The sequence below is a fragment of the Cronobacter sp. HA18006 genome (assembly GCF_011605445.1).
GTDB lineage: Bacteria > Pseudomonadota > Gammaproteobacteria > Enterobacterales > Enterobacteriaceae > Cronobacter > Cronobacter sakazakii.
The window spans coordinates 46277-71745 of record NZ_JAANQB010000022.1 but is presented as its reverse complement, the minus strand read 5'-3'; the positions used below and the strand labels follow the sequence as shown (position 1 = coordinate 71745).

Here is a 25469-nt window from a genome sequence, read left to right as displayed (position 1 = left end):
GCCGCGGACCAGTATAACGGCTTTAACGGAAAACACACCGCTCACGGTCAGGCATCCCTGGCGGCTCATGATGTTGAGCAGACTCAAACACTTATTTTTATGCGTCACGCGCTAACAAACAATGGCGTGGGCGGGAAAATTACGCAAGCGAGGCCGCCGCGCTTCCTGCAGAGAATCACAGAAAGCGTGGCGGCGATGCGTTTGCCACTATTTCGGGGGGTTACGCCTCGCTGTCGTCGGCTTTCGGGCGCGACGGCGAATCCACTTCGACGCTGTCGATGCGTTGCAGGCCGCGCATCAGCGTACCGCGACGACCGCGTTCGCCATGCACTTTTTGCAGCTCTTCCGGGCGCAGCTTGATTTTGCGCTTGCCGACATGCAGCGTCACGGTGCTCTGCGGCGGCAGGATGGTGAGATACGCCAGCTTATCGTCGCCCTTCGCCGCGTCGGCGGAAGGAATGGAGATAATTTTGTTGCCCTTCCCTTTGGAAAGCTGCGGCAGATCCGCCACCGGGAACATCAGCATACGTCCTGCCGCCGTTATGGCGAGCAGCATGTCGTCGTCATGCTCAATTTCCAGCGGCTTCAGCACATGCGCGTTTTCCGGCAGCGTAATCAGTGCCTTACCGGCGCGGTTGCGCGCAATCAGGTCGTTGAAGGTGCAGACAAAACCGTAACCAGCGTCGGACGCCATCAGGAGTTTTTGCTCCTCGCCCGTCATCAGCATATGTTCCACCACCGCGCCCGGCGGCAGCGTCAGTTTGCCGGTAATCGGCTCGCCCTGGCCGCGCGCCGACGGCAGCGATACCGGATCCAGCGCGTAACTGCGACCCGTGGAGTCGATAAACACCACCGGCTGGTTGCTCTTGCCTTTGACTGACGAGAGCCAGCCGTCGCCCGCTTTGTAGCTCAGGGCTTTGGCGTCGATATCATGACCTTTAGCGCTGCGCACCCAGCCCATCTGAGAAAGCACGATAGTCACCGGCTCGGACGGCAGCATGTCGTGCTCGCTCATCGCTTTCGCTTCTTCGCGCTCATGCAGCGGCGAACGGCGATCGTCGCCGTACGCGTCGGCATCCGCCTGGATCTCTTTTTTCAGCAGGGTATTCATTTTGCGCTCGGAGGCGAGAATGCCCTGGATCTGATCGCGCTCTTTCTCCAGATCGCTCTGCTCACCGCGGATCTTCATCTCTTCCAGTTTGGCGAGATGGCGCAGTTTCAGTTCGAGAATCGCTTCCGCCTGCGTCTCGCTGATGCCGAAACGGCTCATCAGCACCGGCTTCGGCTCATCTTCGCTGCGGATAATCTCAATCACTTCATCGATATTGAGAAACGCCACCAGCAAACCTTCAAGGATATGCAGGCGCTTGAGCACTTTCTCCAGACGATAGTTCAGACGACGGCGCACCGTATCGCGGCGGAACGCCAGCCATTCGGTGAGGATCTCCAGCAGGTTTTTCACCGCCGGACGGCCATCAAGGCCAATCATGTTGAGGTTAATGCGGTAGCTTTTTTCCAGATCGGTGGTGGCGAACAGGTGATTCATAACCTGATCCATATCCACGCGGTTGGAGCGCGGCACAATAACCAGACGCGTCGGGTTTTCGTGATCCGATTCATCACGCAAATCGTCGACCATCGGCAGCTTTTTGGCGCGCATCTGGCTTGCGATCTGCTCCAGCACGCGGGCACCGGAGACCTGATGCGGCAGCGCGGAAATCACCACCGCGCCGTCTTCTTTCTTCCACACGGCGCGCATGCGCACCGAGCCGCGGCCGCTCTGGTAGATTTTGCGGATTTCAGCGCGGGAAGTGATGATTTCCGCTTCGGTCGGGTAATCCGGCCCCTGCACGATATCCAGCAGCTCATCAAGCGTGGTTTTCGGGCTGTCGATAAGGCTCACCGCCGCTTTGGCGACTTCGCGCAGGTTGTGCGGCGGAATATCCGTCGCCATGCCCACCGCGATGCCCGTGGTGCCGTTCAGCAGAATGTTCGGCAGGCGCGCCGGCAGCATTTTCGGCTCGTTCAGCGTCCCGTCGAAGTTCGGCACATAATCCACGGTGCCCTGGCCCAGCTCGCCCAGCAGCACTTCGGCGTATTTAGACAGACGCGATTCGGTATAACGCATCGCGGCGAAGGATTTCGGATCGTCCGGCGCGCCCCAGTTCCCCTGCCCGTCCACCAGCGGGTAGCGGTACGAGAACGGCTGCGCCATCAGCACCATCGCTTCATAGCAGGCGCTGTCGCCGTGCGGGTGATATTTACCCAGCACGTCGCCCACGGTACGGGCGGATTTTTTGAATTTGGCGCTGGCATTCAACCCCAGTTCCGACATGGCATAGACGATGCGGCGCTGAACAGGCTTAAGCCCGTCACCGATAAAAGGCAGCGCGCGGTCCATGATGACGTACATGGAATAGTTGAGATAGGCGTTTTCAGTGAATTCATGCAGCGCCAGGCGCTCTGCACCATCATGAGTCAAATCACTCATTACTCGTTATTCCTCAGACAAGCCAGCCGTACACGGGGGAAACGGCAATATTGCCGCGATAGTACCTTATCTGCGACGCCGAGTCACAGCAGGGTTCATTATTGCTCATTTCGCAAATGTCTTTGCGCGTTTTGCCAATATTACCGTCTCGCCCGATGGGGTAAAATTAATGACAAACGCGATAATTAGAGGACAAATAATGAGCAACGTACTTATCATTAACGGCGCGAAACAGTTCGCGCATTCCAGTGGCCAGCTTAACGACACCCTGACTGAGGTCGCGGAGAGCTACCTGCGCGACGTTGGGCATGATGTTAAGGTCACCCGCGCAGACAGCGAGTATGACGTCAAAGAAGAGGTGCAGAATTACCTCTGGGCTGACGTCATTATTTACCAGATGCCGGGCTGGTGGATGGGCGCACCCTGGACCGTGAAAAAGTATATCGACGATGTTTTTACCGAAGGCCACGGCTCACTGTACGCCAGCGATGGCCGCACCCGCTCTGACGCCTCGAAAAAGTATGGCTCCGGCGGCCTGCTGCAGGGCAAAAAATATATGCTGTCGCTCACCTGGAACGCGCCGCTGGAAGCGTTCACCGAGAAAGATCAGTTCTTCCACGGCGTGGGCGTGGATGGCGTGTACCTGCCGTTCCACAAGGCGAATGAGTTTATTGGCCTGACCGCGCTGCCGACGTTTATCGCCAACGACGTGATTAAAATGCCGGACGTGCCGCGCTACATTGCAGAATATCGCGAGCATCTGGCGAAAATTTTTGCTTAACTGTCTGACGGTTTTACAAAAGGAGTTAACCATGCTGACAGTAATAGCAGAAATTCGTACCCGTCCTGGCGCGCATCACCGTCAGGCGGTGCTGGAAGAGTTCAAGAAGATCATTCCCGTTGTGCTCGCGGAAGCAGGCTGCCACGGCTACGCGCCGATGGTGGACAGCGCCACCGGCCTTGATTTTCAGACCAGCGCGCCGGATTCCATCGTGATGGTGGAACAGTGGGCGAGCGCAGAACACTTAAAAGCGCACCTGGAAACGCCGCATATGCTGGGCTTTCGTGACGCGGTGAAAGGCGATGTGCTGGACACCACCATTCGCATTCTGGAAAGCGGCGTCTGACGCTTAAATGCGAATAAAAAAGGCGATGAATATTCATCGCCTTTTTTGTTTATCGCATCACGCTTATTGAATATCGAAGCGGTCCAGGTTCATGACTTTGGTCCAGGCCGCGACGAAATCCTTCACGAACTTCTCGTGCGCGTCCTGGCTCGCATAGACCTCCGCGAAAGAACGCAGAATCGCGTTCGAGCCAAATACCAGATCCGCGCGGGTCGCCGTGTATTTCACTTCGCCGCTCTCGCGGTCGCGCCCTTCAAACACTTCAGCGGTCGCGTCAGTCGCTTTCCACTCGTAACGCATATCCAGCAGATTCACGAAGAAATCGGTGCTGAGCACGCCCACGCGGTCTGTGAACACGCCGTGCGCGCTGGCGTCGTAGTTTGCGCCAAGGGCACGCATCCCGCCCACCAGTACGGTCAGTTCCGGCGCGGTCAGCGTCAGCTGCTGCGCTTTATCGATAAGCAGCGACTCGGTCGGGGTGCTGCTGCGCACGCCGCGATAATTACGGAAGCCGTCAGCTTTCGGTTTCAGGAATTCAAACAGTGCCACATCGGTCTGATCCTGGCGTGCATCGACGCGGCCCGGCGCGAACGGCACGGTAATCTCAACGCCTGCGGCTTTCGCGGCCTGCTCAACGCCGACCACGCCTGCCAGCACGATGATGTCAGCGAGCGATGCTTTATTCGCGGTACGCTGGATAGCTTCAAGCGTCGCCAGCGCACGGGCGGCAGAGGCGTTTACTTCCCAGTCGCGCTGCGGGGCAAGCGCCAGACGCGCGCCGTTAGCGCCGCCGCGTTTATCACCGCCGCGGAAAGTGGACGCCGACGCCCAGGCAACGGAGACCAGTTCGCTAACCGTTAAACCGGCGCTGGCGATCTCCGCTTTCAGGCTGTCGATATCTGCCTGCGTCGGCTGATAAATCGCCGCCGGTAACGGGTCCTGCCAGATCAGATCTTCTTTCGGCACTTCCGGGCCGATATAGCGCGCTTTCGGCCCCATATCGCGGTGCGTCAGTTTGTACCAGGCGCGGGCGAACGCTTCGTTGAACGCCTGCGGATCGTTAAGGAAACGGCGTGAGATCTTCTCGAACTCCGGGTCGAAACGCAGCGTCAGATCGGTCACCAGCATCGTCGGCTTACGTTTTTTCGACGGATCGAACGGGTCAGGAATGATCTCCGGCGCGTCGACCGCTTCAAACTGGATGGCGCCTGCCGGGCTGCGAGTCTGCACCCATTCATATTTGAACAGGTTCTCGAAGAAATAGTTGCTCCACTGGGTTGGGGTCTGGGTCCAGGTCACTTCCAGCCCGGAGGTGATGGCATCTGCGCCCACGCCGCTGCCAAAGCTGCTGTGCCAGCCGAGCCCCTGCGCTTCAATAGGCGCGGCTTCCGGATCGACGCCGACGTGGCTCGCTGCTGCCGCACCGTGAGTTTTACCGAGCGTATGACCGCCTGCGATCAGCGCCACGGTCTCTTCATCGTTCATGCCCATGTTGCCGAAGGTCGCACGGATGGCGGGGGCCGCGGAGGCCGGATCGCCGCTGTGGTTCGGCCCTTCCGGGTTAACATAGATAAGGCCCATTTCGGTCGCGCCGAGGGGTGCCTGCGCCAGCGATTCCGGGTGACGATGCTCAAGCCAGTTTTTCTCATCGCCCCAGTTCACGTCCATATCCGGCTCCCAGACGTCTTCACGCCCGGCACCGAAACCAAAAGTACGGAACCCGGAGTTTTCCAGCGCCACGTTACCGGCGAGGATAAACAGGTCGGCCCAGGAGATTTTCTGGCCATATTTCTGTTTCACTGGCCACAGCAGACGGCGCGCTTTATCAAGGCTCACGTTGTCTGGCCAGGAGTTGAGCGGCGCAAAACGCTGCTGCCCGCGGCCCGCGCCGCCGCGCCCGTCAGCGGAGCGGTAAGTGCCCGCGCTGTGCCACGCCATGCGGATGAAAAGCCCGGTGTAGCTGCCCCAGTCGGCAGGCCACCACGGTTGGGAATCGGTTAACAGGGCTTTCAGATCGGCTTTCAGCGCCGCGTAATCCAGCTCGCTGAACGCTTTACGGTAGTTGAAATCTTCCCCCAAAGGGTTGGTGCGGTTTGAGTGCTGGGCCAGCAGCTCCACGCGCAGTTGATTCGGCCACCAGTCACGGCTGGACGTGCCACCGCCCGCGGTCTGGTTGCTGTTGCCCTGATGGAAAGGGCATTTCCCGGCAGATAACGTATTGTGTTGATCAGATGGCGTGCTCATGTTTCGCTCCGTTTTCCATTTTCAGGCTACGATAGCCCCGCTTTTTGATAAGTCCTACCTGAATTAATCTACGGATTCGATAGCCTGTGCCTTGCTAATGCGACGGATAATCGGTGCAGTATTTTTCAGCCAAAAGCGTCAACAAGAGATGCAGGCGAATCGTGTCCTGTTGAGTACGACGGATGGAAGCTGGCGTGTTTGATCGGGATCGCAAACGAAGCGGTAAAACGCAATCCGCCATAAAAGTAAGGAGTTACATCAGGGAAACAGCAGCGGCGCCAAAGGCGCCGCTGAAAGGAGTGTTGTTACAAAACGGGCGTTATCAGACTTCGATATCTGCCATATCGCCTTTCTCCTGAAGCCAGTTACGTCTGTCTTCAGAGCGTTTTTTGGCGAGCAGCATATCCATCACCGCCAGCGTGCGCGCGTCGTCGTCATCGCTGATGGTGAGCTGCACCAGGCGGCGGGTATTCGGGTCGAGCGTCGTTTCGCGCAGCTGCATCGGGTTCATCTCGCCGAGACCTTTGAAGCGCTGGACGTTCGGCTTGCCCTTTTTACGCTTGAGCTGTTCCAGCACGCCCGCTTTTTCTTCTTCATCCAGCGCGTAGTAAACCTCTTTACCGAGATCGATACGATAAAGCGGCGGCATGGCGACGTAGACGTGACCGCCTTTCACCAGCGCGCGGAAGTGTTTCACAAACAGCGCGCACAGCAGCGTGGCGATGTGCAGACCGTCAGAGTCCGCATCCGCGAGGATACAGATCTTCCCGTAACGCAGCTGGCTGAGATCGTCGCTATCCGGATCGATGCCGATCGCCACCGAGATGTCATGCACCTCCTGCGAGGCCAGCACTTCATCCGACGACACTTCCCAGGTGTTCAGGATCTTACCCTTAAGCGGCATGATCGCCTGATATTCGCGATCGCGCGCCTGTTTGGCGGAGCCGCCTGCGGAATCCCCTTCCACCAGGAAGAGCTCCGTGCGGTTGAGATCCTGCGCGGTGCAGTCGGCAAGCTTGCCGGGCAGCGCCGGGCCGCTGGTGAGCTTTTTACGCACCACTTTTTTGGCGGCGCGCAGTCGGCGCTGGGCGCTGGCGATGGCGAGCTCGGCGAGCTGTTCCGCCGCCTGGACGTTCTGGTTCAGCCACAGGCTGAAGGCGTCTTTCACCACGCCCGAGACAAACGCCGCGCACTGACGCGAGGAGAGACGCTCTTTGGTCTGGCCGGCGAATTGCGGGTCCTGCATTTTCACCGACAGAACATAAGCGCAACGCTCCCAGATATCTTCCGCCGAGATCTTCACGCCGCGCGGCAGAATATTGCGGTATTCGCAAAACTCTCGCATCGCGTCCAGCAGGCCCTGGCGCAGGCCGTTGACGTGGGTGCCGCCCTGCATAGTCGGGATCAGGTTGACGTAGCTTTCGGTCAGCAGCTCACCGCCTTCCGGCAGCCATAACAGCGCCCAGTCCACCGCTTCCGTCTCACCGGAGAAGTTACCGATAAACGGTTTTTCCGGCAGCGTAATCAGCCCGTTTACCGCCTCGGAGAGGTAATCGTTAAGACCATCCTGATAGCACCAGCGCTGCTCGGTGTTGTTCACCTGATCTTTAAAGTTGATTTCAACGCCCGGACACAGCACCGCTTTTGCTTTCAGCAGGTGCGTCAGGCGGGAGACGGAAAAACGCGGGCTGTCGAAGAATTTCTCATCCGGCCAGAAGTGGACGCTGGTACCCGTCTGGCGTTTCGGGCAGGTGCCGACCACGCTCAGCTCTTTGACCTTTTCACCGTTTTCAAAGGCGATGTTGTAGATCTGCCCGTCGCGTTTCACGTTCACTTCGACACGTTTTGACAGGGCGTTAACGACCGAGATCCCAACACCGTGCAGGCCGCCGGAGAACTGGTAGTTTTTGTTCGAGAATTTACCGCCCGCGTGCAGGCGGCAGAGGATCAGCTCCACGGCGGGAACGCCCTCTTCCGGATGGATATCCACCGGCATGCCGCGCCCGTCGTCGATAACTTCCAGCGACTGGTCGGCGTGAAGGATCACGTCGACGCGTCTGGCATGCCCCGCCAGCGCTTCATCGACGCTGTTATCAATAACTTCCTGGCCCAGATGGTTGGGACGGGAGGTGTCGGTATACATCCCCGGACGGCGGCGCACCGGCTCAAGCCCGGTGAGCACCTCAATGGCATCGGCATTATAGGATTGGGTCATGATTTTATCGTCAGGTCACAAAACGGGATCGTTGCCTTAGCGTTAACGCAGGCTAAGGAAATCGACAATCTGCGTGAAATAATCTTCAAAGCCTGCAAAAGCGTGGTTGCCGCCGGTTTCCACCGTCTGACGGCACGGCGCGTAGTACGCCACCGCCTGGCGGTAATCCAGCACCTCGTCGCCTGTCTGCTGTAACAGCCAGATAAGATCCGGGGCTTCGAGCGGCTCTATTTGCATCACTTTCAGATCGTAAATATGGCGAGACTCTAGCACATATTGCTGCCCGGTGTAGGGGTTCTCGTTCGCGCCGAGAAAATCGGTCAGCAGCTCAAAGGGGCGTACCGCCGGGTTCACCACCACTGCGGGCAGCATAAAACATTGCGAAAGCCAGGTCGCGTAATAACCGCCAAGCGAGGAGCCCACGACGCCGAGCGGCTCGCCGCCGTGCTCAAGCACTAACGATTCCAGCAGCTCCGCGGCATCAGACGGATACGGCGGCAGTTGCGGAACGACCATATTAATTTCTGGATGCTGCTGCGCAAGCCAGCGTTGCAGGCTGGTGGCCTTCGCCGAGCGAGGAGAACTGTTAAAACCGTGGAGGTAGAGGAGCGTAGACATCAGTATCCTTCTGATGCGGTATCAGGGCGGAACTGCGCGCCTTCGAGGCGGCACACTTCCGTAGTGAGCGAGCCGTCAGGGTGCAGATTCAGCCAGCGCCAGCCGGGTGCGACCGTATCAAGCGTAAAGCCCGCGCAGTGAGGTTTGAACTGAACGCAGGTAGACGGCGTCGCCATCAGGCGGCGTCCGTTCCAGTCGAGATCCAGCTCCTGATGAATATGCCCGCAAAGCAGATGCTTCACTTGCGGGTAATGGTTCAGCACATCGTCAAGCGCCTGCGCGTTGCGCAGGCTGTGTTGATCGAGCCAGCCGCAGCCGGACGGCAGCGGGTGATGGTGCAAAAGCAGCAGCGTATGGCGCTCCGGCGCCGCCTGAAGCATGCGCTCAAGCCACTCGAGCTGGTAGTCGCTCAGCTCGCCGTGCGGCACGCCGAAGACCTGGCTGTCGAGCAGCAGCACCTGCCAGTTATCTCCAGCGAACACGCGCTTGGCGGGCGAAATGCCGGCGTCCTGCAGCGTGCTGTACATCGCGGGCTGGAAATCATGATTGCCCGGCAGCCAGACGCAGGGTGCGGGCAAAGAGGCGATACCTGTTGCAAAGTGTTCATAAGCCTCAGGCGTATGATCCTGCGCCAGGTCGCCTGTCGCGACAATCAGATCGCACTCGCGCTGTTCGGCGTGAAGCTCTGCCAGCACCGCCTGGTAGCTCTCCCAGGTGTTGACGCCGAGCAGGGTATCGTTCTTTCCGGCAAACAGGTGAGTATCGGTAATTTGTAGAATCCTGACGCTGGCCCCACCAGCAACAGGAAGATTTAACAGGCTTTCCAAATGGTGTCCTTAGGTTTCACGACGCTAACAAACCGGAACCGCCATTGCTCCATGCGCTAAACAGTAGCGTAGCCAGTCGGCAAGAAACTGGTTAATTTGATGTTTTTCGTCGCGCTGATGCAACTTTTTATTTGGGTAATCATAACGCGCTTTGAAGCGAAAGATCTGCTGGCTTGAACACACTTCCGCGACCATGGCGTCATGGTAAAGCCTTACGCTCATTGACGGCAAACTCCAGTAGCTCACTTTCGGCGCGGTTTGCTCTATCTGTACAAGCGTGGTGTACCGGGTTGATTCGAGGATAGTTAAACGGTATTGCGCGCCCGCCACCTGATAACTTACGGCTTCGCCCGGCGCGTCATTACGCGGCAACAGGCGGCGCAGCTGCGCGAAATTGGTCTCGCACAGGCGCATCATTTCTGGAAAATCAGGTGTATAACGCTTCATATTCAGGTGTTCCACTCGTTTCTCAATGCTTGATAATGTAATTGCAGCCATTGCAATGCGATGACGGAGGCTGCGTTGTCGATTCTCCCCTCTTCTACCCACTGGTATGCCTGTTCCCGGCTTACCACATGAACCCGAATATCTTCGTTTTCATCAGCCAGACCGTGTATGCCTTGCGCGGTCGTGGCGTCCACTTCGCCAACCATTAATGACAGGCGCTCACTGGTGCCGCCAGGGCTTGCCAGATAGCTCATAAATTTTTTTACTCGCCCGACGGAAAGGCCTGCCTCTTCCATCGCCTCGCGGCGCGCGACCTCTTCCACCGTTTCGCCAGGCTCAATCATACCGGCGACCAGTTCCAGCAGCCACGGGGTGTCGCTGGTATCGAAAGCGGCGATACGAATCTGCTCGATCAGTACCACCTCATCACGCACAGGGTCAAAGGGTAGCAGGACTGCGGCATGGCCGCGCTCAAAAATTTCGCGCCGCACTTCCCCGCTCATTTCGCCATTGAAAAGGCGGTGGCGAAAGCGGTAAAGATCGAGCGAAAAAAAGCCGCGATATAGCTTTTCCCGTGCAATAATTTCTACATCGTTTTTGGTGAAAGTAACGGGGCGTGGGGTTGATTTGCTCATGATGGTTTCCGGTTCGAGATGGTGCCGAATCTGGGCATTTCAAGCCAGTTTACCTGCCGTTTCATTGCCCATGTGATAGATTGTGGAAATTTAGCGGCAGAAGGCACGTTACGCCAAGCCTCACGGCGGGTTGACTCTGGTAGAATCGGCGATCAATTTTTCGGCTTCTGACAGCGCTAATAAATTCTTTATGCTTCACAACAAGGAATGCAAATGAAGAAACTGCTCCCCATCCTTATCGGCCTGAGCCTGACGGGCTTCAGCGCCATGAGCCAGGCAGAAAACCTGTTGCAGGTTTACCAGCAGGCACGTTTAAGTAACCCGGACCTGCGCAGCTCCGCTGCTGACCGCGACGCCGCATTCGAAAAAATTAACGAAGCCCGCAGTCCTTTACTTCCGCAGCTCGGCCTGGGTGCAGATTACACCTACAACAGCGGTTTTCGCGATAACGACGGCGTAGACAGCACTGCCAAGAGCGCGTCGCTGCAATTAACGCAGACCATTTTCGATATGTCCAAATGGCGCGCCCTGACCCTGCAGGAAAAAACCGCAGGCATTCAGGATGTGACCTACCAGACCGATCAGCAGACGCTGATGCTGAACACCGCGACAGCTTATTTCCAGGTGCTGAGCGCGATTGACGCGCTCTCCTACACCGAAGCGCAGAAACAGGCGATCTACCGCCAGCTCGATCAAACCACCCAGCGTTTTAACGTGGGCCTGGTGGCGATTACCGACGTGCAGAACGCCCGCGCGCAGTACGATAACGTGCTGGCGAACGAAGTGACCGCGCGTAACAACCTCGACAACGCGCTGGAACAGCTGCGCCAGGTGACGGGCAACTACTACCCGCAGCTCGCGTCGCTGAACGTCGATAATTTCAAAACCACCAAACCGGCCGCCGTTAACGCGCTGCTGAAAGAGGCAGAACAGCGTAACCTGACGCTGCTGCAGGCGCGTCTGAGCCAGGATCTGGCGCGTGAGCAGATCCGCTACGCTGAAACCGGCCATATGCCGACGCTCGGCTTAACGGCGTCCAGCAGCGTGTCGGACACCGACTACAGCGGCAGCAAAACCAGCGGCGCAGCGGCAAGCCGTTACGCTGACAGCAAAATCGGCCAGAACTCCATCGGCCTGAGCTTCAACCTGCCGCTCTACAGCGGCGGCTCGGTGACATCACAAGTTAAACAGGCGCAGTACAGCTTCGTGGGTGCCAGTGAAAAACTGGAAAGCGCGCACCGCAACGTCGTGCAGACCGTGCGTTCGTCTTATAACAACGTTAACGCCTCCATCAGCAGCATCAAAGCCTATGAGCAGGCGGTCGTGTCCGCGCAAAGCTCACTGGATGCGATGGAAGCCGGTTACTCGGTCGGTACGCGTACCATCGTCGATGTGCTCGACGCCACCACCACGCTGTACAACGCCAAACAGCAGCTCTCCAGCGCGCGTTATAATTACCTGATCAACCAGCTCAATATTAAATCTGCGCTGGGTACGCTCAACGAGCAGGATCTGGTCGCGCTGAATAACTCGCTGGGCAAACCGGTCTCTACCGCGCCTGAAAGCGTCGCCCCGGAAAACCCGGAGCAGGACGCCGCCGTGAATAACATGGCGAACGGCGGCGGCAATGCGCCTGCCATGCAGCCTGCCGCGGCCACCCGCAGGAGCAGCAACAGCGGCAACCCGTTCCGTCAGTAACGTCTGTGGCGGGAGGCGCAACGGCCTCCCGCCTGAACGTAAGTCAACGTAAAGATCCCCGCCCCCTCCGGCCTCCCGCTTTAATTTCAACCACTCATCCACTATCCTGAGCACCATAACTGTGCAATACCACTGGGTCAGGATGCAGGCATGAAACGGACAAAACAGATTAACCGCGCGATGTTTCGCAAAAGCTGGAACGCGCGTCATTTAACGCCGGTGGCCTTCGCGGTCACGGCAGCCTTTATGCTGGCAGGTTGCGAAAAGAGCGATGAAACCGTCCAGCTTTATCAAAACGCAGACGACTGCTCGGCCGCCAACCCCGGCAAAAGCGCTGAATGCACCACCGCGTATAACAACGCCCTGAAAGAGGCGGAACGCACCGCGCCGAAATACGCCACGCGTGAAGACTGCGTGGCGGAATTTGGCGAAGATCAGTGCAAACAAGTCAATAACACCAATACCAGCCAGGCCACGCAGCAGACCGGCAGCATGTGGATGCCGCTGATGGCGGGTTACATGATGGGCCGTCTGATGGGCGGCGGCATGGGATTCGCCCAACAACCGCTGTTCAGCTCGCGCAACCCGGCAAGCCCGGCTTACGGTAAATATACCGACGCCAGCGGCCGTAATTACGGTGCCGCGCAGCCGGGCCGTACCATGACCGTACCGAAATCCGCGATGGCACCGAAACCGGCGACCACGTCAACCATCACCCGCGGTGGTTTTGGTGATTCCGTCGCGAAACAGGCCACGATGCAGCGCAGCGCGGCGGGTTCTTCTTCTCGTTCAATGGGCGGCTGACACATGGAAAGAATCGCTATCAGCGAGCGCCCGGACTGGCGCGATAAGGCCACGGAGTACGGTTTTAACTTTCACACCATGTACGGCGAGCCGTACTGGTGCGAAGACGCGTACTACCGCCTGACGCTGGCGCAGGTCGAAAAGCTCGAAGAGGTGACGGCCGAGCTGCACCAGATGTGCTTACAGGTGGTGGAGAAAGTGGTCGCGAGCGACGCGCTGATGACCAAATTCCGCATTCCGAAGCACACATGGGAATTTGTGCGCCAGTCCTGGCGCAGCGGCCAGCCGTCACTTTATTCGCGTCTCGATCTCGCCTGGGACGGACACGGCGAGCCAAAGCTTCTCGAAAATAACGCCGATACGCCGACCTCTTTATATGAAGCGGCATTCTTTCAGTGGATCTGGCTCGAAGATCAGTTGCGCGCCGGGAATCTCCCGCAGGGCAGCGATCAGTTCAACAGCCTCCAGGAGAAGATCATCGAGCGTTTCGGTGAGCTAAAAGCGCAGTACGGCTTTAACCGCCTGCATCTCGCCTGCTGTCGCGATACGGTGGAAGATCGCGGTACGGTGCAGTATTTACAGGATTGCGCCAGCGAAGCCGGGATCGAGAACGATTTTCTGTTTATCGAAGATATCGGCCTTGGCGAAAAGGGGCAGTTTACCGATCTCCAGGATCAGGTCATCAGTAACCTGTTTAAGCTCTATCCGTGGGAGTACATGCTGCGCGAGACGTTCTCCACCAAGCTTGAGGACGCAGGAGTGCGCTGGCTGGAGCCGGCGTGGAAGAGCATTATCTCCAACAAAGCGCTGCTGCCGCTGCTGTGGGAACTCTACCCAAATCACCCTAACCTGCTGCCGGCGTACTTCAGCGAAGATAACCCGCCGCCGATGGAGAAATATGTGGTGAAGCCCATTTTCTCCCGCGAAGGCGCTAACGTGTCGATCGTTGAAAACGGCCAGACTATCGCGCAGGTGGAAGGCCCGTATGGCGAAGAAGGCACCATCGTGCAGCAGTTCCATCCGCTGCCGAAATTCGGTGACAGCTACACGCTTATCGGCAGCTGGCTTATCAACGATCAGCCCGCCGGGATCGGTATTCGTGAAGACAGAGCGCTGATCACCCAGGATCTCTCCCGCTTCTACCCTCACATGTTTGTGGAATAACCGAAATGGCGCCCCAGGGCGCCATGGTTAACCCACCTGCACCGATAACATACTCAACGACGCCATTTCCAGCCCGTCGACCGGTATCGTCACCGGTTCGACGCCGTTCCACGCGCCAAGTACATACAGCAGCGGCAGGAAGTGCTCCGCCGTCGGGTTCGACAGGCTGCCGCCGGGATGCGCCAGATAGTTGACCAGCGGGTGATCCGCCGCCTCGCCGCGCCATGTCAGATTCTCTTTAACAAAGTTATTGAACGACTCTGCCCACGGATAGGGTTCGCCTTCGCCATGCCAGCGCGCGGTACGCAGGTTATGAACGACATTGCCGCTCGCCACCAGCATAACGCCTTCGTCACGTAATGCCGCAAGGCGCTGGCCCATCTGATAGTGCCAGACCGGGGGTTTGGTGCTGTCTATACTCAGTTGCACCAGCGGAATATCGGCCTGCGGATACATTTTTATCAGTACGCCCCAGGCACCGTGGTCAAAGCCCCAGGCTTCTTTATCAAGCGTGACTGGCAGCGGTGCCAGAAGATCCACGACGCGCTGTGCCAGCGCGGGCGAGCCGGGCGCAGGGTAGTGCGTATCGTACAGCGCCTGCGGAAAGCCGCCGAAATCGTGAATGGTTTGCGGCTGCTCCATCGCGGTCACGCCGGTGCCGCGCGTAAACCAGTGGGCCGAGACCATCACAATGGCTTTCGGACGCGGCAGCGTTTCGCCAAGCGTGCGCCAGGCGCGAGTATAACGGTTATCTTCCAGCACGTTCATCGGGCTGCCGTGGCCCAAAAACAGTGCGGGCATGCGAGTGGAAGCAGTCATTTTTGTATCCTGAAACGGTAATATCAATAACGCTACCTTACGCTTATCGCACAGAGAAAGAACGGAGATAACCGTGATGAAGACCGTCAGAAAATTTGAATGTAAGTAATCTGTAAAAGCCACGGACGGGCCTCGACTTTTCCGTTCCGCCCGATAAATTAATGATAATTATTATCAAAAAGGAGTGTTCGATGTCAGTGCCTCTGATCCTGACCTTACTGGCGGGTGGCGCCACGTTTATCGGCGCGCTGCTCGGTGTGCTGGGGCAGAAACCCTCCAACCGGCTGCTGGCCTTCTCGCTGGGCTTTGCCGCAGGCATTATGCTGCTGATTTCGCTTATGGAAATGCTGCCCGCCGCGCTCGGCGAAGAAGGCATGTCACCGGTGCTGGGCTATGGCATGTTTATCGTCGGCCTGCTCGGCTATTTCGCGCTCGATCGTATATTGCCGCACGCGCACCCGCAGGATCTTATCGACTCGCCGCCGACCCATGCGTCACGCAATCTGCGCCGCACCGCCCTTCTGCTGACGCTGGGCATCAGCCTGCATAACTTCCCGGAAGGTATCGCCACCTATGTGACGGCCAGCACCAACCTGGAGCTGGGCTTCGGGATTGCGCTCGCCGTCGCGCTGCACAACATTCCTGAAGGCCTGGCGGTGGCAGGCCCGGTTTACGCGGCCACCGGCTCGCGCCGTAAAGCGGTTATCTGGGCGGGGCTCTCCGGGATGGCCGAAATTCTGGGCGGCGTGCTGGCGTGGCTTATTCTCGGCACCATGGTATCGCCGGTGGTCATGGCGGCGATTATGGCGGCAGTCGCCGGGATCATGGTGGCGCTGTCGGTGGATGAACTGATGCCGCTTGCCAAAGAGATCGATCCGCATAACAACCCGAGCTACGGCGTGCTGTGCGGCATGTCAGTGATGGGATTAAGCCTGACGCTGCTGCAAACGAGCGGCCTTAGCGGCTAATAAAAAAGCCCGGTCAGACCGGGCTTTCAGAAGCATTCAGGCCCGGCGCTCGCCGGGCTTTTTGTCAGCTCGCTTTGCGCTCCTGCGCCTGGCGATAGCTCACTAAATCTTCAATGGTCACGACCGGCATATTGTGTTCGCGGGCAAACGCGATGCACTCCGGCGCGCGCGCCATGGTGCCGTCGTCGTTAGTCAGTTCACACAGCACGCCTGCCGGTTTAAAGCCCGCCAGCGAGACTAAATCGATAGTCGCTTCGGTGTGGCCGCCGCGGGTCAGTACGCCGCCCGGCTGCGCGCGCAGCGGGAAAACGTGGCCAGGACGGTGCAGATCGGACGGTTTCGCGTCGTCGGCAATCGCCGCGCGAATGGTCGTGATGCGGTCGGCGGCCGAAACGCCAGTGGTCACGCCGTGTGCCGCTTCGATGGTCACGGTGAAGCCGGTGCCGAACGCGCTGGTGTTGTTTTCCACCATCATCGGCAGGTCAAGCTGTTTACGGCGTTCTTCGGTCAGGCACAGGCAGACGATGCCGCTGCCGTGACGGATGGTCAGCGCCATCTGTTCAACAGTCATGGTTTCGGCGGCGAAAATCATGTCGCCTTCGTTTTCACGGTTCTCGTCATCGAGCACCATCACGCCGCGCCCTTCGCGAAGTGCGGCGATCGCGTTTTCCACGCGTTCAAAAGCGGTGCCAAAAGCAGAAAGAAGCGTCTGATTCATGGTAAAGAAACCTCATTAATTATATGGATTACCAGAATCAGGGCGGTCTTAGGAGTGCCGGCAAGCGGCAAGCAAAATAACGTGAGTGGGCGCAAGCCCAGGCAGATCGTTACCCTCTCCCATCCGGACTTTAACCGTCGGCCCCGGAATTACACCGGATCTGCTGACCTTCAGAAACAACCTGAAGCGCTCGCGGGCTTTCAGTTTATCTTGCGTCTTCGCTTTCGCGCTGGAGCAGAACAAGCCTGATTTACCGCCGGTGGGGAATTTCACCCCGCCCTGAGAATAAGCGGGATAACTATAACGCCATTGATAATCGTCGGCAATGCATGAGATTCAAACATTTCCGGTTTATACCCTTCCGATCAGCGATTACAATTACTCTTCAGACCATACCAGATCAGGGAAACCGCTATGATTGACCCGAAGAAAATTGAACAGATCGCCCGTCAGGTCCATGAATCGATGCCAAAAGGGATCCGTGAGATCGGGGAAGATGTTGAGAAGAAAATCCGCCAGGTACTGCAGGCCCAGCTGTCTCGCCTGGATCTGGTGAGTCGTGAGGAGTTTGACGTGCAGACGCAGGTACTGCTGCGCACTCGCGAGAAACTGACGGCGCTGGAGCAGCGTCTGACCGCGCTGGAATCGCGTGGCGCGACTACCTCCGCACCGGCTGACACCTCAGCGACCACGACCGCAGGCAGCGCCAGCGCGCCCGTGACTGCCGTAACGCCGCCGCCTGCCATTCCGCCGGTCGATAGCCTCGACAAACAGGACTGACAGAAACGACAACGCCCCCTGCCAGGCAAGGGGCGTTCGTGCAACGTGCGTTAGCTGTTCTTCTGGATCTTCTTGATGATATTGGTGGTCGAGCAGCCATCTTCGAAGTTCAGCACCATGACGTCCCCGCCATTCGCCCACACCTCTTTGCTGCCCGCGATATCTTCAGGCTTATAGTCGCCGCCTTTAACCAGCAGATCCGGCAGGATTTCGCTGATAAGCCGCTGCGGTGTGTCTTCTTCAAACGGCACTACCCAGTCCACGGCTTCCAGCGCGGCCAGCACGATCATACGCTGCTCCTGCGGGTTTACCGGGCGCGTATCGCCTTTCAGGCGTCGGGTGGAGGCGTCGCTGTTGACCGCCACGATCAGGCGATCGCCAAGCTTGCGCGCGTTCGCCAGATACGAGACGTGGCCTGCATGAAGGATGTCGAACACGCCGTTGGTCATCACCACTTTCTCGCCGCGCTTGCGTGCCGCCAGCACGGCTTCTTTCAGCGCCGCCTCGCTCATCACGCCGAAGCCCGTCTCCGCGCGTCCGCGCACCGCGTTTTCCAGCTCGACCGGCGACACGGTTGACGTACCGAGTTTGCCGACCACCACACCCGCCGCCGCGTTGGCGAAGAAGCAGGCTTCTTCCAGCGAATTGCCGGAGGCCAGCGTCGCCGCCAGCACGCCAATCACGGTGTCGCCCGCGCCGGTCACGTCATAGACTTCCTGCGCCTGCGTCGGCAGGTGGAACGGCGCTTTGCCCGGTTGCAGCAGCGTCATACCCTGCTCTGAGCGGGTCACCAGCAGCGCGCTGAGATCGAAATCGGCGATGATTTTCATGCCGCGCTCGACAATGTCCTGCTCGGTTTTACACTTGCCTGCCACTGCTTCAAACTCAGACAGGTTCGGCGTCAGCAATGTCGCGCCGCGATAACGCTCGAAATCGGTGCCTTTCGGATCGATAAGCACCGGAACGCCTGCTTTACGCGCCAGCTGGATCATCTGCTGGACGCTTGCGAGCGCGCCTTTGGCGTAGTCAGAAAGCACCAGCGCGCCGATCTGCCCCAGCGCCTGGTTAATACGCTCATGCAGCGGCTCGGGATCCACACCATCGAAGCCTTCTTCAAAATCGAGGCGGATCAGCTGCTGATTGCGGGACAGCACGCGCAGCTTGGTGATAGTCGGGTGCGTCGGCACTGATACAAAATCACATTTCACGTTCACCTGTGCCAGAGACTGGCTGAGCGCGCGCGCCGCGTCGTCAATACCCGTCAGGCCGACCAGGCGCGAGCTGGCGCCAAGAGACGCGATGTTCATCGCCACGTTCGCCGCGCCGCCCGGGCGCTCTTCGATGGTTTCCACTTTAACGACCGGCACCGGCGCTTCTGGTGAAATGCGGCTCGTCGGGCCATACCAGTAGCGGTCCAGCATCACATCACCCACTACCATGACGCCTGCGCGTTCAAAATCGGGCAGCGTTACTTTCATTCCTGACTCTCCTGAGAGACACCAAAATTTGCGCGCGATGATAGCACAGTTACGCGCAATCGCACGGTTACGCCGGGGCCAGCCAGCGCCGCCAGCTCTCGCGCACCTGTTCGCGCTCAGGCCCGAACGCCGTCTGCGCCACATGACCTGGCTGTTCCTGTAGCGCCAGCCGGTGCAGTTCATCGCGCAGCGTAACATAAGCGTGCGTCAGCGCTTTCGCCTCGTCCTCGCGCATAATGTCATTCTGCGCCAGCAGCTCCAGAATACGCACGTTATCGGACCAGCGCGTCAGCTTCGGCTGCTCCGGCGCGTAGCGCAGCACCAGATACTGCGTAATAAATTCGATATCCGTAATGCCGCCTTCATCGGCTTTGATATCAAACCGGTCGCGGTTTTTATTGCCCAGATGCGCGCGCATTTTTTCGCGCATTTCGCGCACGTCCGTTTGCAGCTTGTCGCCCTCGCGCGGGGTGGCGAGGACGTCGCGGCGAATCGCGTCAAACTGCGCCTGCAGCGGCCTGTCGCCGTAGACGACGCGGGCGCGCACCAGCGCCTGATGCTCCCACGTCCAGGCCTCGTTTTTCTGGTAATCGGCGAACGCTTCCGCGGTGGTCACCAGCATGCCTGCCGCGCCGGACGGGCGAAGACGGGCGTCCACTTCATAGAGAATGCCGGACGACGTGCGGGTGCTGAAGAGATGCATAATGCGCTGCGCCAGGCGCAGATAGAACTGGCGGCCATCGATTTCGCGCTCGCCGTCGGTCATGACATCCGCCGGGCAGTCATGCAGGAAGACTAAATCAAGATCGGAGCTGTAGCCGAGCTCCCAGCCGCCGAGCTTGCCATAGCCCACCACCGCGAAACCGCGCCCGTCGCGACCGCGCAGATGCGTCGGCTGGCCGTAGCGCGCCACCATATGGCCCCACGCCTGCTGCACGACCGCATCAATAATCGCCTCGGCAAGCCAGGTTAAGTGATCGCTCACTTTCATCACCGGCAGCGTACCGGCGATATCCGCCGCCGCCACGCGCAGCAGTTGCGCCTGTTTAAACTGGCGCAGCGCCTCAAGCTGTTGTTCTTCGTCATCATCCGGCACGCGCAGCAGATACTGGCGCAGCTCGTCGCGATAGGCGTCCATCGCCGTCGGCTGATAGAGCGTATTCGGGTCGAGCAGTTCATCAAGCAGTAGCGGGTAGCGCGCCAGCTGGCTTGCGACCATCGGCGAGGCGGCGCACAGGCGAATTAAGTGCTTCAGCGCGCCGGGATATTCGCTTAGCAGTTCAAGATACGTGGTACGGGTGACAATGCCGGTGAGCAGCGGCGTGACACGGGAGAGCGCCAGCGCCGCGTCGTCCGGACTTGCACAGACGGCGTTCAGCAAAGGCGGCATCAAATTATCAAGCACCTGACGACCGCGCGGCCCGATAGTGCGCTTTTCGGTCTCTTTACGAAAATCCGCGAGTGTTGCGAGGAACCGCATCCGGCTTTCCGCGCCCAGCTCGCTCAGCACCGGCGTGTCATCGTCGGCATCAAGCGCGTCATGCCACAGCTCGCGCCAGCCTTCGTTCAGCGCCTCTTCGCCCGTGCCCGGCTCTTCATCGCCGATAAGCTCGTTAAACACGCGCCGCACGCCCGCCATATGGCGCTCCAGCCGCGCGCTGAGCGCGTCCCAGCTCTCTTCGTCCATTGCCCAGGCCAGACGCGCGCGATTAAGCGCGTCGCCAGGCAGCGTCTGGGTCTGTTCATCGTTAATGCTTTGCAGCAGGTTTTCGAGACGCCGCAGGAAGAGATAGGCCTCGCGCAGGCAAGCGGCGTCGTCCGGCGAGAGCAGACGCAGTTGCTCAATCGCTTCAAGCGTCGGCAGCAGCGAGCGCTGCTGTAACGACGGCTCGCGCCCCCCGCGGATCAGCTGGAACACCTGAACGATAAACTCGGTTTCGCGGATGCCGCCTGCACCAAGCTTGATGTTATCGGTCAGCCCCCGGCGGCGCACTTCGCGGGCAATCATGCCCTTCATGTTGCGCAGCGACTGGATCACGCTGAAATCGATATAGCGGCGGAAGATAAACGGCCGCAGCATGGCGCGCAGCTCCTGGCTCCAGGCGTCGTCGTTATCGCCCATGATGCGCGCTTTGACCATCGCGTAGCGCTCCCAGTCGCGCCCCTGCTCCTGGTAGTAATCCTCAAGCGCCGCGAAGCTCAGCACCAGCGGGCCGCTGTCGCCAAATGGCCGCAGGCGCATGTCCACGCGGTAGACAAAACCGTCCTGCGTGGGCTGGTCGAGCGCTTTGATAAGCCGCTGCCCGAGGCGCGTGAAAAACTGCGCGTTATCGAGTTCGCGCCGTCCGCCCTGGGTCGAGCCGCCTTCCGGCCAGGCGAAGATAAGATCGATATCCGAAGAAAAGTTGAGTTCGCCGCCGCCGAGTTTTCCCATACCGAGGATCATCAGCGGCTGCGGAACGCCCTGCGCGTTGCACGGCGTGCCCCATTCGCGACAGCAGGCGGCGTAGAGCCAGTCGCGCGCGGCGACGATAAGCGTTTCCGCAAGCTGGCTGAGCTGCGTGAGCGTTTCCTGCGTGGTGGCCTGCTTAAGCGTCTGCGACCAGGCGATGCGCGTCATCATCCGGCGGCGGAACTGGCGCAGCGCGCGCATCAGCGCCGCCTCGTCGTTCACTTCCGCGAGCGCGGTCTGAAGCCAGGCAGGATAGTGACGCCATTCATCAGGCGCGGGCGGCGCGGCTTCCAGCTCGCTCAGCCATTGCGGGTGCGCGCTGAGCGCCTCGCGGACAAAATCGCTGAAGGTGAGCACCGCGCGCGCGTCATCGCTGAGCGCGGCGGCATCAAACGGCAGCCGCTCCACCACGGCTTGCCACTGTTGTTGCAAAGGGAGGGAGAGCGGCGTCATGCGGGTTTCCTGTGGTTATTTACACTTTCCCGCTGTGCCGCCAGAACGGCGCCTGCGAGATAGCCTCATTGCGGAAATGCTCGATTTCAATACGCTGGCCGGTTTCGATGGCGTGACGCAGCCCCTGCCAGTTATCGAGCCAGAACAGCGCGACGGTGTCGTCATAGACGCCCGCCAGCAGGCGCAGCGCGTCCAGTTCACGCGAAAGGCGCGGCAGCTGATCAACGTAGCGGTCGCCGAGCGGCTGACCAAACGCGGCTTTCAGTTCCGCGGCGTGACGCGAGAGGTTGATATCGGCAAAGCGTTTCCAGGAATCCGCCATTTTCTGACGGCCCTTTTCATCAAGGAAAGGCTGCCAGCTACGGAAAATCAGCCATTCGGTGAGCGCCAGGCGCGCAGAGGCCTGAATGGCGCTAAAGGCGACCGTCTGGGCCGATGCGTCAGTCGCGAGCGTCGCTTCGCACTGGGTCAGCAGATCGCGTAAGCGAGTGCTCGCTTTTCGCGGAACAATGCCGCCGAACAGCGCCAGCGTATGGCGCACCAGCGCAATGGCCTCACGCACCTGCTGCTTCGCTTTATCGTTACCGCGCAGCCATAGCTCTTCGTGGTACAGCCAGTGATCGAGCGCCCACTCCAGCGACGCTTCAAACCCCTGTTCGACCGTGATTTTCGCAGGCACTTTAAGAAGCGTCAGCGGACGCAGCGGGCGTTCAGGGTTCCCCTGCGCCAGATGATAGCCGCGCGCCGCTTTGCTGAGGCTGCCCTGGCGCAGGCCCGGTTTCGCCACCAGCTGACGGGCAAATTTCAGCACATCGGCCGCCTCGCCCTGCAGCAGTTCCAGCTCCAGCTCGCAGATCGGTTCCGCCAGCTCGCCGGCTTTCACTTCGCCACGATCAAGCGCAAGCTCAATGCGGCTTTCGCCGTAAGTAACCACCCACTTTTCACGCGCGAAATCGGTGCTGAACAGCGGTTTCACCGCCGCCTGCAATGTCTCGGGCGACAGCCCTTCCGGCCAGACTTCCGCCGGGAAGCGCGTGAGCGCAAGCGCCGGGGATTCCAGCGCGACATTATATTCCGGGCGCTGATGCAACCCGCCGGTCGTGCGGCCCGCCACTTTCATGGTCATTTCATAACGGCCATTATCGCCGCGGATACGCAGCCCCATATCGTGACGGCGCAACTGGTTGTCCGCGGTTTCGTAGTAGATGTTGACCAACTGGCGCGGGGCGCTGTGTTCAGCCTCAAGGGCGTTTAGCGTGGCGCGCAGCGCGTCAATCTGTTCCGGGTCGACGATAAATTTGAGTTCGATTTCCTGAGCCATGTCTCTGCTTTACTCGTTGGGTCACACTGAAGAAAACTCCAGCGAACTTAATAGCCTGGTATCTGTCAGTAGATAGTATTTTGTGAAAAATTGCCATGTTTGAGGCTTTTTGACGCCATCAAAATACGAAATTTGCCGCGGTGGCAGGCGACAGGCTGACCAGGAAGATTCCCATTCAGGTTTACGCTTTGCATCGTCAGACTGATGCCACTACTATCGTTCCACTTTCAACGACAATAACGACCAACTGATGCACAAATTACGTCTGATTTGCTTTTCCTTGCTTGCGCTTAGCGTCACTTTCCAGGCCGTTGCCGAAGAAAAACGCTATGTCTCGGATGAACTCAACACCTGGGTGCGTAGCGGCCCTGGTGACAATTACCGCCTGGTCGGCACGGTCAACGCCGGCGAAGAAGTCGCACTGCTCGAAAGTAACGGCAAATATGGACAGATTCGTGATGCCAGCGGCCGCACGTCGTGGATCCCGCTGGAACAGCTGAAAAGCGAGCCCAGCCTGCGAACCCGCGTGCCGGAGCTGGAAAATCAGGTCAAAACCCTGACCGATAAGCTGACGAATATCGACACCACCTGGAATCAGCGCACGGCGGAGATGCAGAAGAAAGTCGCGGCGAGCGATGGCATCATCAACGGCCTGAAAAATGAGAACCAGAAGCTCAAAAACGAGCTTATCGTGGCGCAGAAGAAAGTGAACGCCGCCAATATCCAGATCGACGATAAACAGCGCACCATCATCATGCAGTGGTTTATGTATGGCGGCGGCGTGCTGGGTGTTGGTTTGCTGCTCGGTTTGCTGCTCCCGCACATGATCCCAAGCCGCAAACGCAAAGACCGCTGGATGAACTAATCCTCTCAGGGCAGCGCCCGCTGCCCTTTTCACTCACCATCTCCTCTACACTTAACGTATTATCTGTCGGCTGAATTGATGTCGGAGTGGAATGCGTGAAGAGTTATCTGGTTGGTGGTGCGGTACGCGATGCCCTGTTAGGGCTGCCGGTAAAAGACAAAGACTGGGTGGTCGTGGGTGCCACGCCCGCCGAAATGCTGGCGCTTGGGTATCAGCAGGTCGGGAAAGATTTCCCGGTCTTTTTGCATCCGCAAACCCACGAAGAGTACGCGCTGGCACGCACCGAGCGGAAATCAGGCCAGGGTTACACCGGCTTTACCTGCTATGCCGCGCCGGACGTGACACTGGAGCAGGATTTACAGCGCCGCGATCTCACCATTAACGCTATCGCTCAGGATGATTCCGGCGAATTTATCGACCCGTACCACGGCCGCGACGATTTAAAAGCGCGCCTGCTGCGCCACGTCTCGCCCGCCTTTAACGAAGATCCGCTGCGCGTGCTGCGCGTGGCCCGCTTCGCCGCGCGTTATGCGCATCTCGGGTTTCGCATCGCGCAGGAAACGCTTTCGCTCATGCGCGAGATGGCGGAGAACGGTGAACTGGAGCATCTGACGGCGGAGCGCGTCTGGAAAGAGACCGAAAGCGCGCTCACCACCCGTAACCCGCAAATCTACTTCCTGATGCTGCGCGAGTGCGGCGCGCTGAAAGTGCTGTTCCCGGAAGTAGACAAGCTGTTCGGCGTTCCGGCCCCGGCCAAATGGCACCCGGAAATCGACACCGGCATCCATACGCTGATGACGCTCGCCATGGCCGCAATGTTAAGCCCGGCGGTGGACGTGCGTTTTGCAGCGCTGTGTCACGATCTCGGCAAAGGGTTAACGCCGCCGCACCTCTGGCCGCGCCATCACGGCCACGGCCCGGCGGGCGTGCGGCTGGTGGCGCAGGTTTGCGAGCGGTTGCGCGTGCCGAACGATATTCGCGATCTCGCGAAGCTGGTGGCGGAATTCCACGACCTGATTCACACCTTCCCGATACTCAAGCCGCGCACCATTGTGGGCCTGTTTGATTCGATAGACGCCTGGCGCAAGCCGCAGCGCGTGGAGCAGATTGCCATTACCAGCGAGGCTGACGTGCGCGGACGCACCGGCTTTGAAGCGAAAGATTATCCGCAGGCGCGGCTATTGCGCGAAGCGTGGGAAGTGGCGCGCGCGGTATCGCCAAAAGAGGTGGTGGAAGCAGGCTTTACCGGCCCGGCGATTCGTGAGGAACTGACAAAACGGCGTATTCGCGCGGTGGCGGCCTGGAAGGAAGAGCGATGCCCCCAGCCAGCGGCTGAGGGCTAAGA

General features: G+C 59.1%; 21 protein-coding genes and 1 riboswitch. Of the genes, 9 read left to right on the top strand and 12 right to left on the bottom strand.

The window, feature by feature from the left end:
* Positions 1 to 220: 220 nt before the first annotated feature.
* Positions 221 to 2491, bottom strand: coding sequence for a DNA topoisomerase IV subunit A (parC, locus tag G9X48_RS14975; protein WP_004385619.1), 2271 nt, complete (start codon positions 2489 to 2491; stop codon positions 221 to 223).
* 199 nt (positions 2492 to 2690) lie between these two features.
* Here parC and G9X48_RS14970 point away from each other — a divergent pair, with 199 nt between their 5' ends.
* Complete coding sequence (locus G9X48_RS14970; protein WP_004385618.1) at positions 2691 to 3272, top strand: NAD(P)H-dependent oxidoreductase; 582 nt, start codon at positions 2691 to 2693, stop codon at positions 3270 to 3272.
* A gap of 31 nt (positions 3273 to 3303) precedes the next feature.
* A complete protein-coding gene (locus tag G9X48_RS14965) occupies positions 3304 to 3618 on the top strand; it encodes a putative quinol monooxygenase (RefSeq protein WP_004385617.1) in 315 nt (104 codons plus the stop codon).
* A gap of 63 nt (positions 3619 to 3681) precedes the next feature.
* Here the strand turns inward: G9X48_RS14965 and katG are convergent, their stop codons facing one another.
* The 6 genes from katG to nudF all read right to left on the bottom strand — a co-directional run bounded on the left by katG (position 3682) and on the right by nudF (position 10604).
* Positions 3682 to 5862 carry a catalase/peroxidase HPI gene (gene katG, locus G9X48_RS14960; protein WP_097641825.1) on the bottom strand — a complete coding sequence of 727 codons (2181 nt, stop codon included), beginning with the start codon at positions 5860 to 5862 and terminating at the stop codon, positions 3682 to 3684.
* 322 nt (positions 5863 to 6184) lie between these two features.
* Positions 6185 to 8077 carry a DNA topoisomerase IV subunit B gene (gene parE / locus G9X48_RS14955; protein WP_105629545.1) on the bottom strand — a complete coding sequence of 631 codons (1893 nt, stop codon included), beginning with the start codon at positions 8075 to 8077 and terminating at the stop codon, positions 6185 to 6187.
* Between the two features lie 42 nt (positions 8078 to 8119).
* A complete protein-coding gene (yqiA, locus tag G9X48_RS14950; protein WP_004385614.1) occupies positions 8120 to 8695 on the bottom strand; it encodes an esterase YqiA in 576 nt (191 codons plus the stop codon).
* The gene (cpdA, locus tag G9X48_RS14945; RefSeq protein ID WP_004385613.1) at positions 8695 to 9522 is read right to left on the bottom strand and encodes a 3',5'-cyclic-AMP phosphodiesterase; all 828 of its coding nucleotides are present in this window, start codon (positions 9520 to 9522) and stop codon (positions 8695 to 8697) included. Before cpdA ends, yqiA begins: the two co-directional genes overlap by 1 nt.
* Positions 9523 to 9546: 24 nt before the next feature.
* Positions 9547 to 9969: a DUF1249 family protein gene (locus G9X48_RS14940; RefSeq protein WP_004385612.1), complete on the bottom strand. Its 423-nt coding sequence runs from the start codon at positions 9967 to 9969 to the stop codon at positions 9547 to 9549.
* A gap of 2 nt (positions 9970 to 9971) precedes the next feature.
* Positions 9972 to 10604 (bottom strand): ADP-ribose diphosphatase, encoded by a 633-nt coding sequence (gene nudF / locus G9X48_RS14935; protein WP_004385611.1) that lies wholly within the window; start codon positions 10602 to 10604, stop codon positions 9972 to 9974.
* Between the two features lie 213 nt (positions 10605 to 10817).
* On the opposite strand from nudF, the gene tolC reads away from it, so the two are divergent.
* From tolC to G9X48_RS14920, 3 genes are all read left to right on the top strand, one after another.
* Positions 10818 to 12302, top strand: coding sequence for an outer membrane channel protein TolC (tolC, locus tag G9X48_RS14930; RefSeq protein WP_105629546.1), 1485 nt, complete (start codon positions 10818 to 10820; stop codon positions 12300 to 12302).
* A 150-nt stretch (positions 12303 to 12452) separates the two neighbouring features.
* On the top strand, positions 12453 to 13106 hold the full coding sequence (locus tag G9X48_RS14925) for a DUF1190 family protein (protein WP_004385609.1): 654 nt from the start codon (positions 12453 to 12455) through the stop codon (positions 13104 to 13106).
* Positions 13107 to 13109: 3 nt separating this feature from the next.
* Positions 13110 to 14270, top strand: coding sequence for a glutathionylspermidine synthase family protein (locus G9X48_RS14920; protein WP_097641827.1), 1161 nt, complete (start codon positions 13110 to 13112; stop codon positions 14268 to 14270).
* Positions 14271 to 14297: 27 nt separating this feature from the next.
* On the opposite strand, the gene ygiD is transcribed toward G9X48_RS14920, so the two are convergent.
* Positions 14298 to 15089, bottom strand: a complete 792-nt coding sequence (ygiD, locus tag G9X48_RS14915) for a 4,5-DOPA dioxygenase extradiol (protein ID WP_097641828.1) — start codon at positions 15087 to 15089, stop codon at positions 14298 to 14300.
* Positions 15090 to 15280: 191 nt separating this feature from the next.
* Here ygiD and zupT point away from each other — a divergent pair, with 191 nt between their 5' ends.
* A complete protein-coding gene (gene zupT / locus G9X48_RS14910) occupies positions 15281 to 16057 on the top strand; it encodes a zinc transporter ZupT (protein ID WP_032987919.1) in 777 nt (258 codons plus the stop codon).
* 64 nt (positions 16058 to 16121) lie between these two features.
* Here the strand turns inward: zupT and ribB are convergent, their stop codons facing one another.
* Positions 16122 to 16775 carry a 3,4-dihydroxy-2-butanone-4-phosphate synthase gene (ribB, locus tag G9X48_RS14905; protein ID WP_012123813.1) on the bottom strand — a complete coding sequence of 218 codons (654 nt, stop codon included), beginning with the start codon at positions 16773 to 16775 and terminating at the stop codon, positions 16122 to 16124.
* A gap of 107 nt (positions 16776 to 16882) precedes the next feature.
* Positions 16883 to 17066, bottom strand: a riboswitch (FMN riboswitch).
* Positions 17067 to 17189: 123 nt separating this feature from the next.
* On the opposite strand from ribB, the gene G9X48_RS14900 reads away from it, so the two are divergent.
* Positions 17190 to 17555, top strand: coding sequence for an accessory factor UbiK family protein (locus tag G9X48_RS14900; RefSeq protein ID WP_097641242.1), 366 nt, complete (start codon positions 17190 to 17192; stop codon positions 17553 to 17555).
* Between the two features lie 50 nt (positions 17556 to 17605).
* On the opposite strand, the gene hldE is transcribed toward G9X48_RS14900, so the two are convergent.
* The 3 genes from hldE to G9X48_RS14885 all read right to left on the bottom strand — a co-directional run bounded on the left by hldE (position 17606) and on the right by G9X48_RS14885 (position 23259).
* The gene (hldE, locus tag G9X48_RS14895) at positions 17606 to 19033 is read right to left on the bottom strand and encodes a bifunctional D-glycero-beta-D-manno-heptose-7-phosphate kinase/D-glycero-beta-D-manno-heptose 1-phosphate adenylyltransferase HldE (protein WP_004385601.1); all 1428 of its coding nucleotides are present in this window, start codon (positions 19031 to 19033) and stop codon (positions 17606 to 17608) included.
* Between the two features lie 67 nt (positions 19034 to 19100).
* On the bottom strand, positions 19101 to 21938 hold the full coding sequence (gene glnE, locus G9X48_RS14890; protein ID WP_097641241.1) for a bifunctional [glutamate--ammonia ligase]-adenylyl-L-tyrosine phosphorylase/[glutamate--ammonia-ligase] adenylyltransferase: 2838 nt from the start codon (positions 21936 to 21938) through the stop codon (positions 19101 to 19103).
* Between the two features lie 19 nt (positions 21939 to 21957).
* The gene (locus tag G9X48_RS14885; RefSeq protein WP_063265308.1) at positions 21958 to 23259 is read right to left on the bottom strand and encodes an inorganic triphosphatase; all 1302 of its coding nucleotides are present in this window, start codon (positions 23257 to 23259) and stop codon (positions 21958 to 21960) included.
* 250 nt (positions 23260 to 23509) lie between these two features.
* On the opposite strand from G9X48_RS14885, the gene G9X48_RS14880 reads away from it, so the two are divergent.
* Positions 23510 to 24124, top strand: coding sequence for a TIGR04211 family SH3 domain-containing protein (locus G9X48_RS14880; protein WP_004385598.1), 615 nt, complete (start codon positions 23510 to 23512; stop codon positions 24122 to 24124).
* A 95-nt stretch (positions 24125 to 24219) separates the two neighbouring features.
* Entirely contained in the window at positions 24220 to 25467 is a 1248-nt protein-coding gene (locus tag G9X48_RS14875; protein ID WP_097641240.1) for a multifunctional CCA addition/repair protein, read from the top strand.
* The last annotated feature ends 2 nt before the right edge of the window (positions 25468 to 25469 follow it).

What these genes read in the sequence shown, in the direction of transcription:
- parC (WP_004385619.1), bottom strand. Translation starts at nt 2,491, where the DNA reads ATGAGTGATTTGACTCATGATGGTGCAGAGCGCCTGGCGCTGCATGAA.
- G9X48_RS14970 (WP_004385618.1), top strand. Translation starts at nt 2,691, where the DNA reads ATGAGCAACGTACTTATCATTAACGGCGCGAAACAGTTCGCGCATTCC.
- G9X48_RS14965 (WP_004385617.1), top strand. Translation starts at nt 3,304, where the DNA reads ATGCTGACAGTAATAGCAGAAATTCGTACCCGTCCTGGCGCGCATCAC.
- katG (WP_097641825.1), bottom strand. Translation starts at nt 5,862, where the DNA reads ATGAGCACGCCATCTGATCAACACAATACGTTATCTGCCGGGAAATGC.
- parE (WP_105629545.1), bottom strand. Translation starts at nt 8,077, where the DNA reads ATGACCCAATCCTATAATGCCGATGCCATTGAGGTGCTCACCGGGCTT.
- yqiA (WP_004385614.1), bottom strand. Translation starts at nt 8,695, where the DNA reads ATGTCTACGCTCCTCTACCTCCACGGTTTTAACAGTTCTCCTCGCTCG.
- G9X48_RS14940 (WP_004385612.1), bottom strand. Translation starts at nt 9,969, where the DNA reads ATGAAGCGTTATACACCTGATTTTCCAGAAATGATGCGCCTGTGCGAG.
- nudF (WP_004385611.1), bottom strand. Translation starts at nt 10,604, where the DNA reads ATGAGCAAATCAACCCCACGCCCCGTTACTTTCACCAAAAACGATGTA.
- tolC (WP_105629546.1), top strand. Translation starts at nt 10,818, where the DNA reads ATGAAGAAACTGCTCCCCATCCTTATCGGCCTGAGCCTGACGGGCTTC.
- G9X48_RS14925 (WP_004385609.1), top strand. Translation starts at nt 12,453, where the DNA reads ATGAAACGGACAAAACAGATTAACCGCGCGATGTTTCGCAAAAGCTGG.
- G9X48_RS14920 (WP_097641827.1), top strand. Translation starts at nt 13,110, where the DNA reads ATGGAAAGAATCGCTATCAGCGAGCGCCCGGACTGGCGCGATAAGGCC.
- ygiD (WP_097641828.1), bottom strand. Translation starts at nt 15,089, where the DNA reads ATGACTGCTTCCACTCGCATGCCCGCACTGTTTTTGGGCCACGGCAGC.
- zupT (WP_032987919.1), top strand. Translation starts at nt 15,281, where the DNA reads ATGTCAGTGCCTCTGATCCTGACCTTACTGGCGGGTGGCGCCACGTTT.
- ribB (WP_012123813.1), bottom strand. Translation starts at nt 16,775, where the DNA reads ATGAATCAGACGCTTCTTTCTGCTTTTGGCACCGCTTTTGAACGCGTG.
- G9X48_RS14900 (WP_097641242.1), top strand. Translation starts at nt 17,190, where the DNA reads ATGATTGACCCGAAGAAAATTGAACAGATCGCCCGTCAGGTCCATGAA.
- hldE (WP_004385601.1), bottom strand. Translation starts at nt 19,033, where the DNA reads ATGAAAGTAACGCTGCCCGATTTTGAACGCGCAGGCGTCATGGTAGTG.
- glnE (WP_097641241.1), bottom strand. Translation starts at nt 21,938, where the DNA reads ATGACGCCGCTCTCCCTCCCTTTGCAACAACAGTGGCAAGCCGTGGTG.
- G9X48_RS14885 (WP_063265308.1), bottom strand. Translation starts at nt 23,259, where the DNA reads ATGGCTCAGGAAATCGAACTCAAATTTATCGTCGACCCGGAACAGATT.
- G9X48_RS14880 (WP_004385598.1), top strand. Translation starts at nt 23,510, where the DNA reads ATGCACAAATTACGTCTGATTTGCTTTTCCTTGCTTGCGCTTAGCGTC.